Source organism: Alteromonas gracilis, from assembly GCF_036870955.2.
Taxonomy (GTDB): Bacteria; Pseudomonadota; Gammaproteobacteria; order Enterobacterales; family Alteromonadaceae; genus Alteromonas; species Alteromonas gracilis_A.
Genome location: NZ_CP145482.2, coordinates 3447327 through 3461874, shown reverse-complemented (window position 1 = coordinate 3461874; position 14548 = coordinate 3447327). Strand labels below are relative to the sequence as shown.

Sequence of the window (14548 nt, the reverse complement as noted above, 5' to 3'; positions counted from 1 at the left end):
AGCATGCGTAACCTTAAGGAGCAGCATATGAAAGTCTTAAAGTTTGGGGGTTCTTCTCTAGCCGATGCACCGCGATATATGCGCGTTATGGAGATTAGCACGGCGACCCACCAAACCGACGGTGCTGCGGTTGTGCTCTCGGCCCCGAAAGGGGTGACGAACGCGCTTTCATTACTTTGTGAACAAGCAGCCGCTGGTGAAGATTTTAACCCTCTATTCAATAAACTCAATGATACCGTTAGCGGTATTGCGAACAATCTCAATGACACCTTAGATGGTTTTGCTCACGCTGATGTTGTTGACTTTATTGATACGCATTTGTCTGTTTTAAAGCAGCACTTAGAAGGTATTTCTTTGCTGGGCGTGGCGCCTGATAATGTGGCCGCGGGCATTTTGAGTATCGGTGAATATATTTCTGTTACCCTATTCAGCGCTATGCTGTCAGCAAAGGGAATCGCCAATCGCGTTATTGACCCGGTTAAGTACGTGTTGGCTGACGGCGAGTATCTAGACAGTATTGCTGATGTTGCGCTGAGTAAAGCGCGTTTCTCAGATGTGCCTGCCGACGGCAGTGAACTGTTAGTTATGCCGGGGTTTGTTGCCGCAAACGAACAGGGTGAAAAGGTAACGCTTGGACGAAACGGCTCAGACTATTCTGCTGCTATTTTAGCGGCTTGTATTGATGCTAGTTGCTGTGAAATTTGGACGGATGTGGACGGTGTTTATAACGCCGACCCGAACCAAGTTGAGGGAGCTGTTCTTCTTGATAAACTGACCTATCAAGAAGCCATGGAATTATCTTACTTTGGCGCCAAAGTACTTCACCCTAAAACGATTGGCCCAATTGCGCAGCACCATATTCCGTGCCTTATTCGTAATACATTAAATCCTGCAGCGCCGGGTACGTTGATCAGCAACGAAAAGAGCGAAAAGTGGACATCGGTTAAAGGTATATCACAGCTTGATAATGTGACCATGTTTAACGTCGCAGGCCCTGGTCTTAAGGGCATGGTCGGTATGGCGAGCCGTGTATTTGAAGTCATGTCTAACGCCAATATTTCGATTAGCCTTATTACGCAGTCGTCTTCAGAGTATTCAATCAGCTTTTGTATTCAGAGCAAAGACGCCAATCGCGCTTTGACATTGCTCGAAGATGCCTTTGCCCTTGAGCTACAAAACCAATTGCTTGACCCTATTGAAGTTCGTCATGACCTTGCAATTGTAACCCTTGTGGGTGACGGTATGCGCCAAACAAAAGGTTTGGCCGCGCGTTTCTTTAACTCGCTCGCGCAAGCACGAGTTAATAACGTTGCAATAGCGCAGGGCTCTTCTGAACGTTCAATATCAACAGTGATTGAAAGTAAGCGAGCGAAAAAAGCCGTTAAGGTTATTCACCAGAATTTTTTCTCAGACCGCCATACCATTGACGTATTCCTAGTAGGGTGTGGCAATGTAGGGACTGAGTTACTAGGGCAAATAGCAAAACAGCAACCTGCGTTACTAAAACGCAACGTACAGCTGCGCGTTTATGGCATTGCAAATAGCCGAAAGTTACTGCTTAACAGTCAAGGCATAGATTTAAGCGGCGATTGGAAAGCTGCCCTTGAATCTGCCAGTGAAGGGCTGAGCGTCGAGCGATTACATCAGTTTGTGAATGACAATAGTTTAGTGAACCCTGTCATTGTTGACTGCACTAGCCATGAGGCGATAGCACAACAGTACGTAGATATGATGGAAAGCGGCTTTCACGTTGTTACGCCTAACAAGAAGGCGAACACTAGTGAGATGGCGTACTACCGCAAACTTCGCAAAACGGCGCAATCTACAAACCGCCAGTATTTGTATGAAACCACAGTGGGTGCTGGGTTGCTTGTAATCGATAACTTACAGAAACTATTTAGTGCGGGTGATGTACTACATCGTTTTGAGGGTATCTTGTCAGGTAGTTTGTCGTATGTCTTCGGTAAGCTTGAAGAAGGAATGAGCTTATCTCAAGCCACGCAAACGGCCAAAGATAATGGCTTTACTGAGCCAGATCCACGCGATGACTTAAGCGGCATGGATGTAGCCAGAAAACTACTTATTATGGCGCGTGAAGCAGACTTAGGGTTAGAGCTATCGGATATTGAGATTGAATCTGTATTGCCTGACGGTTTCGCTGAAGACTGCTCGGTCGATGATTTCATGAGACAGCTGCCAGAACTTGATTCAGCGTTTATGGACAAAGTCGAAAAAGCCAAAGCCGAAGGGAAAGTGCTGCGTTACATTGGCAGCATTGAAGATGGTAAATGTAAAGTAAGTATTCAAGCCGTACCAGCATCTAATCCATTATCTCAAGTAAAAGACGGTGAAAATGCACTGGCGATTAATAGCGATTATTACAATCCAATTCCTTATGTTATTCGCGGGTATGGTGCAGGTGGAACAGTAACAGCAGCGGGAGTCTTTGCTGACATTCTTCGCACAATGCCATGGAAGCAAATGGCGCATTAAGAGTAGTAAGGTAGTAGGTAGAACGTAATGAAAGCATTTAAGGCCTATGCGCCAGCCTCAATAGGAAATGTCAGTTTAGGGTTTGACGTGCTTGGCGCAGCGCTCGCGCCAATTGATGGTACTAAACTGGGTGATGAAGTAGAGATTAAACCGGCTGAGGTATTCTCACTTAACGTGACGGGGCCATTTGCGCATAAACTCCCCGGTGACGCTGACAGCAATATTGTCACGAAGTGCTATCACTACTTTTGCGAGCAGATGGAGAAGGTGGGTAAGCCTACACACTCTGTGGCGTTAACGCTCCATAAAAATTTGCCAATAGGCAGCGGCCTTGGTTCAAGTGCAAGCTCAATTGTGGCTGCTTTTGTCGTGTTAAATGCCTACTTCGATTATCCGTTTGATCAAGACACGTTACTCACCATGATGGGAGAGCTTGAGGGCCAAATCAGCGGTAGCGTGCATTATGACAACGTAGCACCTTGTTACTTGGGCGGTATGACGTTGATGACAGGTGCTGATAGTCCAGTTACGTTGTCCTTACCTTTAAACAAAGAGTGGTACTACGCAATTTGTTACTCGGGGATAAGCGTATCGACGGCGGCTGCCCGTGACATTTTGCCAAAACACCTCGATATGGCTACCGCATTAACGTTTGGGCGACAGCTTGGTGTATTTGTACATGCGCTACATGCCTATGATTTCGCTCTTGCAGCATCGGTAATGAAAGATGTTATTGCTGAACCGTATCGCAAGTCATTGTTACCCGGTTTTGATGATGCTCGCGCGTTCAGCGAAAGCGTTGGTGCGCTGGCGTTTGGCATATCGGGCTCAGGCCCAACTGTTTTCGCAGTATGCTCGAGCAAAGCGCAGGCAGAAAAAGTTGCGGCATATTTAACCGATAATTATATTCAAAATGAAGATGGTTTTAGCCATGTGTGCCAAATCCCTCAACAGGGCACAACAGTGTCAGAACAATAGTGGCACGTAAGAATAAAAGATTGAACGCGCATTGTAATAGCGCGTCCAACGAAAAACTAAAGATTTAAAAGGCCGAGTGATTACTTATAAGGCCGAAACAACAAAGGTACAGCAAGTGGAATTGGTTAATTTAAAAGATTCATCGGACACAGCGAGTTTTGCGCAAGCCGTTAAGCGTGGTTTAGGAAAGCACCAAGGTCTGTATTTTCCAGAGCATATCCCCACACTTGAGAATATTGACGCCTTATTAGAGAAGCCGTTTGTAGAGCGCAGTATTGAAGTACTGCGAGCGTTAATTGGCGACGAGCTAGACAGTGGTGAGTTGGAAGCGATTGTTGAAACCGCGTTTGCATTTGGTGCGCCAGTCGAGCAAGTGAACGACAATGTATATTCGTTAGAGTTGTTCCACGGCCCAACGCTTGCGTTTAAAGATTTTGGCGGTCGTTTTATGGCGCAAACCCTTTCACGCATCAGTGAAGGTAAACCGATTACTATTTTAACGGCAACCTCTGGTGATACTGGCGCAGCCGTTGCTCATGCATTCCATGGTATTGATAACATCAACGTGGTCATCTTGTTTCCTAAAGGCAAGATTAGCGCGCTACAGGAAAAGTTATTTACGACATTAGGTGGCAACATTCATACCGTCGCTATTGAGTCAGACTTTGACGCTTGTCAGGCACTAGTAAAAACGGCATTCGATGATCCGGACGTAAGGGAAGGACTGCATCTAAACTCGGCAAATTCAATCAACATTAGCCGACTGCTTGCTCAAGTATGCTATTACTTTGAAGCGTTCAGTCAGTTGCCTAAAGACAAGCGCGATCAGCTAGTGGTTTCTGTACCAAGCGGTAACTTTGGAAACTTAACCGCCGGTATGATTGCGAAAGCGCTAGGTCTTCCTATTAAGCGTTTTATTGCAGCTACTAACCTTAACGATACTGTGCCGCGCTATTTGAAAACGGGTGAGTGGGCACCGAAAACTACCGTAGCCACTATGTCGAACGCCATGGACGTGAGTCAGCCAAACAACTGGCCACGTATTGAAGCGCTAATTGAACGTGGATACATCGATAAGGCATGCCTGAAAGGTGAAATGGTTGATGAAGAGTATACGCAGCTTGCTATGCGCCAACTTGCGCAGCAAGGCTACACCAGTGAGCCCCATGCGGCTATTGCCTATCGTGCAGTCAGTCACGACTTAGAAGATGGAGAAATTGGCCTGTTCTTAGGGACAGCGCACCCAGCCAAGTTCAGAGAGACTGTTGAGAATGTCCTTGGCAACCCCATTAGTTTGCCGAAAGCGCTGGCTGATGTTGCTGGTGAAGACAGCTTGGCAGTGGACCTTCCTGCGTCTTACGATGCACTAAAACAGCATATGATGGATTTGCTCAAGGCATGAGTGATGCCTTAAAAAATGCCGCAGATGGTGCTGGCGTTAAGATTGGCACTAGTGATGGCATTAGTACATGGGACAACGCGCTTGCTGATGAAAAACAGCAAGCGTATTTCATTGAGCTTCTTTCTCGTATTCGCAGTGAACGAGACGCGGGAAAAATCATTTACCCGCTAGAAAGCGATGTGTTTAACGCCCTTACATTAACGCCGCTTGATAAAGTGAAAGTGGTTATTTTAGGGCAAGACCCATACCACGGCCCAAATCAAGCTCACGGTTTAGCATTTTCAGTGTTGCCCGGTGTCAAAACGCCGCCTTCTCTGGTGAATATGTATAAAGAGTTGGCTACCGACATTGACGGCTTTGCTATCCCAGAACATGGCACGCTTACTTCATGGGCGAAGCAGGGTGTGCTGTTACTTAATAGCGTACTTACTGTGGAACAGGGACAGGCTAACAGTCATGCTAAATGGGGCTGGGAGCATTTTACCGATAAAGTGATCAGCACGGTTAACGAACATTGTGAAAACGTGGTGTTTTTGTTGTGGGGCAGTCATGCACAAAAAAAGGAAAGCATATTAATCGTGACAAGCATCACGTTTTAAGTGGTCCACACCCATCTCCGCTATCAGCATACCGCGGCTTTTTTGGTTGTGCGCACTTTAGCAAAGCGAATACTTATCTTGCGTCTAAAGGGCAAACGCCTGTCGATTGGCAAGTGTAATTGGTGGCTGGCATAACTGGTACGGCGCTACCTAGGTAACGTACGAGGGTAATAAAACGCTAGTTTCACAACAAAGCATATAAAGCGCAATCGCGCATAAATAATCATACGCGGTTGCGAATTACCCTTAAGAAAGTGAAAAGGCCGCCTGAATGTTCAGGCGGCCTTTTTGTTATCTTTCCAGTGTTTCCAACTCGTATTCGAAACCACAATCTAGTTCGGCGAGTTCTTTTTCTAACTTGTAGCGATCTTGCAGCGCTTCGATTTCTCTCCACTTACGTTTTTTGCTTTTGGTTTTTGCTGGGCTTGCTTCGATGTCTAACATGGCAAATAGATCTGATTTATCCACTGGGATCTCCTTTTTATACCACTACAACTAATACAGAGCGTTATTATTTTTCCCTCTGTACAATTTTGTATCACAGCCGCCACTAAAATAAAATAGTTTAATTTACCTTTTATTAACAAATTGTGACGTTATGATGACACAGGCAAGGATTCGTTAGATATGTTTAAAGCGTGAACAAATTGACTATCTAATTGATACTATTTGTGTTTTTAGTAGTCAATTTAGCGCAGCAATGTATGTTGTTTTTATCTGTCGTTACATGCTTTATTTACATTGCTATAAAAAAACGGCCATCTTCTAATCGTATAAAAGATGACCGCTCAGTTTGTTTTTTGCACCAAATGGGCAAGCTTAGCTTACCTCGGTTTCCTTATTTTGGTGCATTCGCTGCTCTGAATTTAGCAATCAGTTGTTGGGTTGATGCATCGAAGATTTCTTTGTCTGCTTCACCCTGAATGCCTGCAAGTACTTGGTTTCCTAGTACTTTACCTAATTCTACGCCCCATTGGTCAAAAGAGTTTAGGTTCCAGATAACACCCTGAACGAATACCTTATGCTCATACATTGCAACCAGCGCGCCAAGAATTTTAGGCGTTAAGCTTTCAAACAAAATCGTGTTGCTAGGTTTATTGCCCGGCATTGTCTTGTGCGCCGCTAAACGCTTACGCTCAGCATCATCTAAGCCCTTACCGTCTAAATCGGCGTAGCATTCTTCAAAGGTCTTACCTTGCATCAATGCTTGCGTTTGACCAAAACAATTCGACGCCAGCATGGCGTGGTGCGTGTCGTCTTGATTAGGTACGTTAAGCGGAAGCATGAAGTCAGCAGGAATAACACCAGAGCCTTGATGAATAAGCTGGTGGAAGCTGTGCTGGCCATTTGTGCCCTCACTGCCCCAAATGATTGGGCAGGTTGGGTAATCAACGCTTTTACCTTCTTGCGTTACTTCTTTGCCGTTACTTTCCATATCCAACTGTTGCACATAGGCTGGAAGACCGCGCAAGTAGTGATAATAAGGTAAAAGTACATGAGATTGCGCATCAAAAAAGTTGCGATACCACACGCCTAATAACGCCAGTAGTACTGGCATGTTTTGCTCAAGTGGCGCTGTGGTAAAGTGCGTATCCATGTCAAACGCACCTTCTAGCAAGCCTTTAAAGTTCTCAAAACCTAACGCCAGCGAAATAGGGAGGCCGATAGCCGACCAAAGTGAGTAGCGACCGCCAACCCAGTCCCACATAGGGAAAATGTTGTCAGAACTAATGCCGAACTCTGTCGCCGCTTTCACATTTGACGATACCGCAACAAAATGCTTTGCAATATCCGCTTGAGTACCGCCCGATTTCAAGAACCAGTCTTTTGCCGTTAGCGTGTTTTGAAGTGTCTCTTGAGTAGAAAATGACTTTGAAGACATTACTACAAGAGTTTCTTCAAAATCGACGCTTGAGAGTACATCGTGAATATGACAGCCATCAACGTTAGCAACAAAATGCACCTTTACTGCGTTTACAGTATGTGGCTTAAGTGCTTCGGTCATAATTTTGGGGCCCAAGAATGAACCACCAATACCAATCGCAACAATGTGCTTTATCGGCTTACCCGTATAACCTTTATGCTCACCACTGTGAACTGACGCCGTAAAGGCTTCTATTTTCTCAAGTGTAGCGTGTACTTCAGGCATAACATCTATGCCATCCACCATTACCTTGCGGTCAGAGAAATTACGCAAGGCGGTATGCAGCACAGCGCGACCTTCGGTAGAGTTGATTTGCTCGCCCGCAAACATTGCATCGCGAAGCCCCTCAACGTTACACGCACGGGCTAAGTCGAAAAGGCCGTTTAATGCTTCTGAAGAAACGCGGTTTTTGGAATAGTCCAAAAAGATGCCGCAGGCATCTAGCTGCATGCTAGATGCGCGGTTAGGGTCGTTGTCAAACCAGTCACGCATATGCGCGTGTTTTACCGATTCTGCAAGTTCACTTAGTTTTTGAAATTCTGGAAGTGACGTTAAAACACTCATTGTTTTACCTTTTCCTTAAGCGCTAAGTTTCTCGCGAAGCATAGTTTCAAGCTTATCTTGGTCTGCTGCGAAGTTGCGAATACCTTCTGAAAGCTTCTCAGTTGCCATGGCATCTTGGTTCATATCCCAACGGAACTGGCTCTCGGTTAAGCGCGCGCCAGGCGTTTTGGTTGCACCGTTGTCTTTAAGCTTTACTTCAAGCTCACCAGACTCGTTGGCTAGTTCTTCAAGCAGGGCAGGGCTAATTGTGAGGCGATCGCAACCTGCTAATGCCTGAATTTCACCGATGTTTCTGAAACTTGCACCCATTACGACAGTCTTGTAACCGTGCTCTTTGTAATAGTTGTAAATTTTCGTTACTGATACTACGCCAGGATCTTCCTCAGGAGCATATGACTCAGTGCCTGTGGCCTTTTTGTACCAGTCAAGAATACGACCTACAAAAGGAGAGATAAGGTAAACGCCAGCTTCAGCACACGCTTGTGCTTGAGCAAAGCTAAATAGGAGCGTTAGGTTGCACTGAATGCCTTTCTTCTCTAGCTCTTCAGCAGCTTGAATACCTTCCCACGTAGACGCAATCTTGATAAGAATGCGTGACTTGTCGATACCCGCGTCTTCGTAAAGCTGAACAAGGCGCTCGGCCTTTTCAATGGTTGCAGCTTTGTCGAATGAAAGGCGGGCGTCTACTTCTGTCGAAATGCGACCAGGGATGGTACCAGAGATTTCTTTACCAATAGCAACCGCAAGCTTGTCTGCCGCGTCGGTAAGCTGCTGGTCAGCGTCATTTGATTGAAGCTTTGCCCATGCAACCGCATCATCAATTAGGCTGGCATACTGTGGTAGGCTAGCTGCTTTTAACAGCAACGATGGGTTAGTAGTGGCATCTACTGGCTGGTATTTTTTAATCGCGTCGATATCGCCCGTGTCGGCAACTACAGTAGTAATATCACGTAATGAAGCTAGCTGATTGCTCATAGTTCTCTCTGTTCTTTATTTCAGTATTCTACATTTTGCTATTTAGAGCAGTGCACTCTAACAGCGTTGGATAGCTCGCTTTTGTAGCAGGCTTTAATTGTTGGTTTCGCTAATGCGTTGTAGGGTCTAGCGGTTTGATTGCATCAAACATTCAAGGAATACACTATTTATACCAAACCCACTAAATATATGGAATGGGATTTGGGTAAGATTTGGATAAAATAGCCGCTAATCGGATTTCTCTGTTAAGCCAATTTGAGTCTTTCTTATGCCATTTTACGGTTTCTTGCGTATCAAGTGGTACAATGGCGATGTAGTTGATTGAAGGAGTTGAAATGTTAGTTGTAGTGTCCCCAGCAAAAAATCTCGATTTTGAAAGCGAAATTCCGGTAAGTACATTTACGCAACCTAGTATGCTTGAAGACACCGAGCGTCTAATGAAAGTATGCAGAACCCTGTCGTAAGCCGATTTATCATCGCTGATGAAGATAAGTGACAAGCTTGCCACGCTTAACGCTAATCGATTTGCTGAGTTTTCAACGCCGTTTACCAAAGACAATGCGCGCCAGGCGATGTATGCGTTTAACGGTGATGTTTATACTGGACTTGATGCCTACACCTTAGATAGCGAGACAGTGGATTATGCGCAAGATCACTTGCGGATATTATCGGGGCTTTACGGACTTCTACGCCCGCTGGATTTAATGCAAGCTTATCGACTTGAAATGGGAACTAAGCTGGCGAATTCAGAAGGAAAAGACCTATATGCATTTTGGGGCGAGCGCATTACTAACGTGCTTAATGATGCCCTTAGTGCACAGGGTGATAATGTCTTAATTAATCTTGCTTCAAACGAATACTCTAAAGCTGTTAAGAAAAAACAGCTTGATGGCATGGTTATTACACCGCACTTTAAAGATTACAAAAACGGTCAGTACAAAATCATTAGCTTTTTCGCTAAAAAAGCACGCGGCTTAATGGCGCGATATATCATGGAAAACCGTGTTGCTGATGTTGAAGGGCTAAAAGCTTTTGATGTCGACGGCTATCAATATAGCGAAGAACAAAGCTCATCGACTGAGTTGGTATTCTTGCGCAATCAGGAAGAATAGGCGCAACGGTAACTCACAGTACAAGGAAAGGTGGCGAACTTACTAGGTTCGCCACCTATGCTCGCTATATTTTAAACCCTTTGTTCCCATAACGCTTGGCAAATCGCTCAATACTCAATCCGTTGCAGGCTACCTTTTCTACCTTTCCATTAAACAATTCTTTTTTCACTTTCTCATACGCTGCATTTGACTTCGCTGCAGCAATGCAAAGCTGTGTCTCACGACTGCTTACGGTTTCTTCAAACGTATAAACAACAACAGGCGTGCCAGAAGTATCATCGCGATACTCTTTAGCAAATTCCTTTAGGGTCATTCCATTACAAGTAAACGTGTCTAGTTCCTGTTTCGAGAAACCAAACTCTTTAGCCTTCGCCTCTACCATCTCATCCGAACTCGCGGCTGCAATACACATGGCTGTTAAATTAGAGTTGTCTCCGCTTACCAAGTCAACGGCATGCGCGTTAAACGAACCCAACAATAACAATGCGACAATTACTGTGGAATTTTTTTCATAGGTTTTCCCAATAGTGTAGTTTGTATAAATTTTTTGCCGTCACATCAGACGGCTATCTTAAAATTTAGTCTGTAATGGGAATAAGGCAAATTACCAATAAAAACCAAAGGGAAAAGAGGGGGCGTTAGCAGTACGATAAGTTTCTGCGGTTTGAGTACACGTGAGCGCTGAAAGGTGCAATAAGTCATTCACTGGTCGTTTTCCGTTAATGCTAAGTAATCTGCTAATGTCTTTCCTTTTTCATCACGAAACCGTTTGCCCTCTGCGCTAAATTGGGAGATGCGATCTAGTCGGAAGTTTCTGAAGTTTGCTCGTTTCTCGCACCAGCCTGTTAGCAGCCAAACCGGACTAAATGAAATTAATGCCAGTGGCCTTATTGTACGTTTGGTAATCCTCTCTTTAAGGTCTATGTAGCAAAAAGAAACAAACTGTTTTTGCCTAATGCATTCTCTTACTTCTGTGAAATTAACTTCCCAAGGAATTTTATAGTGGCTAGGTGCGGAAAACGTACTGATCTGAGTGAGTTCATGAAGCATGGGAGCTGTGAGTGTAGCCTGTATTTTTCTATATGCGCTTTTGGCTTTTTCAGCAAAGGTATCGTCCGTCCAGTTGCTCACCATTCCTATACCTAGCGCAATAGCCTCTATTTCGTCAGCATCAAACATAATAGGAGGGAGGTGGTACGTCTTATCAATTAAGTAACCCACGCCAGCCTCGCCAGTAATGGGGATCCCCGTGTCCATCAAGTCTTGAATGTCGCGATAAATAGTTCGCTCACTAACTTCAAAAGTGTCAGCTAAAACCCGTGCTGTCGTGGCGCGATGCATCCTTCTTAAATAATGCACAATTTCGTTGAGTCGCTCTGCTTTTCGCATTACCGATATCTCTTAAGTAGGTAGAACAACAATAGGAAAACACTACTGACACTTACTGTCAGTAGTCAATGAATATGATGATTTCGTGTTTAAAACAGCAAGGAGACAAAAATGATCGGTTATGTATTAGTAGGTACAAACAATTTGGCGCACGCTGGCAGCTTTTACGATGCGCTATTAAGCACTATAGGCGCAGAGCGTTTTATGGAGGAAGACAACTATTTTATCGCGTGGGCTCGTCAGCCTGGGGAAGTTTCATTTGGCGTTACACGGCCTTTCAACAAAGAAGCTGCCACTATTGGTAACGGTAATATGGTTGCCATTGCATTGGAAAGCCCCGAACAAGTCAATGCTTTTTATGAAAAAGCTCTCGCGCTGGGTGGAACCTGTGAAGGCGCTCCAGGCTTTCGTCCTGAAGATGCGACTAAAGGTTTTTATGCTGGCTATTTTCGCGACCTAGACGGCAATAAACTAAATGCTTTTTGCATGGTTCAGTAACCAAATTAGCATGTAGAACCGCTACAGGTAGTGTGTTCTGCGCAACGCTAAATGGGACATAATTATAGGCTCTCTGTGAAGTGGAATACCATGAATCAGAGGGCTCTTTTAGTTTTAGAATCATGTCTTAGTTTATTACCTTCTGCTTCCTCATTCTCTATTCCATTGCCTAACGTCACCCATAGGTTTTCTTACGCTTATTTGTTTTTTTAATGAACAATTTATTGACTTTTGAGTGTTCTATATATAGAACGTTCTTTAAATGGAACGTTTTTGCGTCAATCGTTTTTTGTAAAAAAACATGGGGTGACCAGCTTTGAATCAAACTACGTTGAACACGTTAGGTAGGCACTTGCAAAAATTGCGGCTAGACAAAGGCATTTCTTTGTCTCAATTGGCTGCGGGGGCGGGGATTGCTAAGTCAAATTTATCTCGGCTTGAACAGGGCAATGGCAATCCTACTTTGGATACAATTTGGCGATTAGCTAAGCAATTAGGCGTGCCTTTTGGGGCGTTAGTCCAACCTCTAAGCAGTAGTGTCGGGGAGAAGGGCGTCGAGGTACGTTTGATTGAACAAGGTAAGGGACGCCCCAACGTCGATGCATACTGGATGTCTATTGCGCCCAATACTACAAGGGAAGCAGAGGCTCACGCTAAAGGCACACAAGAGACCATTGTGCTGGTCAGTGGCTCTCTTGAAGCGGGAAACACTGACAATGCTGCATGCTTGACGCCGGGCGAAAGTGTCACATTTAACGCCGACCTACCACATGTATATAAAACACAGGATGCATGGGCAACCTGCCTCATCACCATTGTTTACAATAAGGACGTTAGCGAATGAATCCATCATTGCAAAAAGGAGGCTGGAAGCGAGGCGTTATCGATGGGCTACCACTTCTTGGAGGATACATACCTGTTGCTATTTCCTTTGGCGTAATAGCGGTTCAAGCGGGATTTTCAACGTTAGAAGCAACACTTATTTCGGTATTTATCTATGCTTAGGTGCTTCTCAATTTTTATTGGTTGCTATGGTGGCGTCAGGTTCACCATTGTGGTTGGCGGTTTGTATGACATTGCTGGTGAATGTTCGTCATGTGGTGTATGCACCCAACATAGTGCCATATTTACCGCAAAGTCGCGCGTGGCCTTATCTCATGCACGGGTTAACCGATCAAATTTTTGCGTTGGCGCATACTCGATTACCTACAATGAAAGATGCCGAAAAAGTAGGGTGGTTTATAGGGCTCTCCTTGGTCGCCTGGTTTAGCTGGATAATTGGCACAGCAATTGGGGGAATAGCTGGCGATGCGTTAACACAAAAATGGCCAATACTGGATAGCGTCATGCCTTTTGCCTTACCTGCATTATTTCTCGTATTACTTGCGCCTAAATTTTCTGACAGGACATGGGGTATTGCATTACTTGTAACTATTACGATGGCGCTATTTATCGCTCAAAGCGCATTTAAAAATGCTGCCATACCGCTGGCTGCTATGGCAGGAGCACTTGCGTTCTATTGCTTATATATTCACGCTGAGAGGAAACAGAAATATGCAAACTGATATTTGGGTGGCTATTGTCATTGCGGCACTAGGGACTTATGCGCTTAGAGCTGTTCCCCTGGTATGGACGCAGCGCCACTTCAATAGGCGCAAAGGCGGTAACAACGAGGCGCATTTGCCCATGTGGTTGAGTGTGTTAGGGCCACTTATGATTGCCGCTATGTTGGGCACCTCGCTAATACCGAAGGTGCCTACAGAAGCGAGTTGGCTTGCTACAGTTGTTGGCTCTCTTGTTACAGCCTTAATGTGGCGCAAGTTTAGGACGCTTGGGCTCCCTGTATTGGTGGGCGTATTGGCGTTTGGGCTCGCGCTTGTAGTGTTTACTTAGGATTTTCCGTTAGCTTTATCGCCCCAAATTTCTTTTAATCGCTGATCGCGGCCACAGTTCCAACGATAAAACTTATATCGAACGGGGCTTTTTTTGTAAAAGTCTTGGTGTCCAATTTCCTTCCCCTTTATGGGGTAAAACGTCGTAGTTTCTAGAATGGGGGTTACAACCTTTTGATTTGGAAATTGGGCGATCACTGCATTTTTGGTCTCTTGTGCAATAGCACGTTCTTCAGCGTTAGCGACAAAAATAGCGCTCAAGTAGCTCGGGCCTTTGTCACAGAATTGACCACGACTATCGAAGGGGTCTATGTTTACCCAAAAGTGATCAAGAATATCGCGATACGAAAGCTTATTGCCGTCATAGGTTATTTTTACTGCCTCATAATGCCCCTTATGATTGCCATTATAGGTCGGGTTTGGCGCAGTTCCTCCGGTAAAACCAGATATTACATCAGTGACACCCTCCAGCTTTTCAAAATCAGATTCCATACACCAAAAACAGCCACCCGCCAAAATGGCCTCGTCGGCATATGACGGAGCTCCAAATGCTGCCGTGCAAATCAAAAGCGCAGAAACAATCGTTTTCATTAGTCACCTTTTTTATTTGTATTAGTTTGTAGTTAAACGTGTTGCTTAATAACTAGGTACGTTCAAAAGCACGAATTGTTCTATGTGATTTATGGCTGTCTTTTAACAACAGTAAAAGCCGTGTCACCAAG

Annotated in this window: 14 protein-coding genes and 2 pseudogenes; 10 read left to right on the top strand and 6 right to left on the bottom strand. The window is 44.8% G+C overall.

Features of this window, described 5'->3' with window-relative positions:
• Nucleotides 1-27: 27 nt before the first annotated feature.
• The 4 genes and pseudogenes from thrA to ung all read left to right on the top strand — a co-directional run bounded on the left by thrA (nt 28) and on the right by ung (nt 5591).
• Nucleotides 28-2493 carry a bifunctional aspartate kinase/homoserine dehydrogenase I gene (thrA, locus tag V6N89_RS16680; RefSeq protein ID WP_346992982.1) on the top strand — a complete coding sequence of 822 codons (2466 nt, stop codon included), beginning with the start codon at nt 28-30 and terminating at the stop codon, nt 2491-2493.
• A 27-nt stretch (nt 2494-2520) separates the two neighbouring features.
• The gene (gene thrB, locus V6N89_RS16675) at nt 2521-3471 is read left to right on the top strand and encodes a homoserine kinase (protein WP_346992981.1); all 951 of its coding nucleotides are present in this window, start codon (nt 2521-2523) and stop codon (nt 3469-3471) included.
• A 115-nt stretch (nt 3472-3586) separates the two neighbouring features.
• The gene (thrC, locus tag V6N89_RS16670; RefSeq protein WP_346992980.1) at nt 3587-4873 is read left to right on the top strand and encodes a threonine synthase; all 1287 of its coding nucleotides are present in this window, start codon (nt 3587-3589) and stop codon (nt 4871-4873) included.
• Nucleotides 4874-4932: 59 nt separating this feature from the next.
• A pseudogene (ung, locus tag V6N89_RS16665) lies at nt 4933-5591 on the top strand (uracil-DNA glycosylase).
• 172 nt (nt 5592-5763) lie between these two features.
• On the opposite strand, the gene V6N89_RS16660 reads toward ung, so the two are convergent.
• The 3 genes from V6N89_RS16660 to tal all read right to left on the bottom strand — a co-directional run bounded on the left by V6N89_RS16660 (nt 5764) and on the right by tal (nt 8935).
• On the bottom strand, nt 5764-5940 hold the full coding sequence (locus V6N89_RS16660) for a DUF3545 family protein (RefSeq protein WP_012519516.1): 177 nt from the start codon (nt 5938-5940) through the stop codon (nt 5764-5766).
• Between the two features lie 370 nt (nt 5941-6310).
• Entirely contained in the window at nt 6311-7960 is a 1650-nt protein-coding gene (gene pgi, locus V6N89_RS16655; RefSeq protein WP_346992979.1) for a glucose-6-phosphate isomerase, read from the bottom strand.
• A gap of 15 nt (nt 7961-7975) precedes the next feature.
• Nucleotides 7976-8935, bottom strand: a complete 960-nt coding sequence (gene tal, locus V6N89_RS16650; RefSeq protein ID WP_159626714.1) for a transaldolase — start codon at nt 8933-8935, stop codon at nt 7976-7978.
• A 335-nt stretch (nt 8936-9270) separates the two neighbouring features.
• Here tal and yaaA point away from each other — a divergent pair.
• A pseudogene (gene yaaA, locus V6N89_RS16645) lies at nt 9271-10047 on the top strand (peroxide stress protein YaaA).
• Nucleotides 10048-10111: 64 nt separating this feature from the next.
• Here the strand turns inward: yaaA and V6N89_RS16640 are convergent.
• Nucleotides 10112-10531 (bottom strand): hypothetical protein, encoded by a 420-nt coding sequence (locus V6N89_RS16640; protein WP_346992978.1) that lies wholly within the window; start codon nt 10529-10531, stop codon nt 10112-10114.
• 218 nt (nt 10532-10749) lie between these two features.
• Nucleotides 10750-11436, bottom strand: a complete 687-nt coding sequence (locus tag V6N89_RS16635) for a helix-turn-helix transcriptional regulator (RefSeq protein ID WP_338518564.1) — start codon at nt 11434-11436, stop codon at nt 10750-10752.
• 111 nt (nt 11437-11547) lie between these two features.
• Here V6N89_RS16635 and V6N89_RS16630 point away from each other — a divergent pair, with 111 nt between their 5' ends.
• The 5 genes from V6N89_RS16630 to V6N89_RS16610 all read left to right on the top strand — a co-directional run bounded on the left by V6N89_RS16630 (nt 11548) and on the right by V6N89_RS16610 (nt 13827).
• On the top strand, nt 11548-11934 hold the full coding sequence (locus V6N89_RS16630) for a VOC family protein (RefSeq protein ID WP_346992977.1): 387 nt from the start codon (nt 11548-11550) through the stop codon (nt 11932-11934).
• Between the two features lie 352 nt (nt 11935-12286).
• Nucleotides 12287-12778 (top strand): helix-turn-helix domain-containing protein, encoded by a 492-nt coding sequence (locus V6N89_RS16625; RefSeq protein ID WP_338518562.1) that lies wholly within the window; start codon nt 12287-12289, stop codon nt 12776-12778.
• Nucleotides 12775-12939 (top strand): AzlC family ABC transporter permease, encoded by a 165-nt coding sequence (locus tag V6N89_RS16620; protein ID WP_338518561.1) that lies wholly within the window; start codon nt 12775-12777, stop codon nt 12937-12939. The genes V6N89_RS16625 and V6N89_RS16620 overlap by 4 nt, the downstream gene beginning before the upstream one ends.
• Before the next feature lie 26 nt (nt 12940-12965).
• Nucleotides 12966-13499: an AzlC family ABC transporter permease gene (locus V6N89_RS16615; RefSeq protein ID WP_338520157.1), complete on the top strand. Its 534-nt coding sequence runs from the start codon at nt 12966-12968 to the stop codon at nt 13497-13499.
• A complete protein-coding gene (locus V6N89_RS16610) occupies nt 13489-13827 on the top strand; it encodes an AzlD domain-containing protein (RefSeq protein ID WP_338518560.1) in 339 nt (112 codons plus the stop codon). The genes V6N89_RS16615 and V6N89_RS16610 overlap by 11 nt, the downstream gene beginning before the upstream one ends.
• Here V6N89_RS16610 and msrA read toward each other — a convergent pair.
• Entirely contained in the window at nt 13824-14417 is a 594-nt protein-coding gene (gene msrA, locus V6N89_RS16605; protein ID WP_338518559.1) for a peptide-methionine (S)-S-oxide reductase MsrA, read from the bottom strand. The two genes, V6N89_RS16610 and msrA, sit on opposite strands and share 4 nt — an antisense overlap.
• Nucleotides 14418-14548 lie beyond the last annotated feature (131 nt).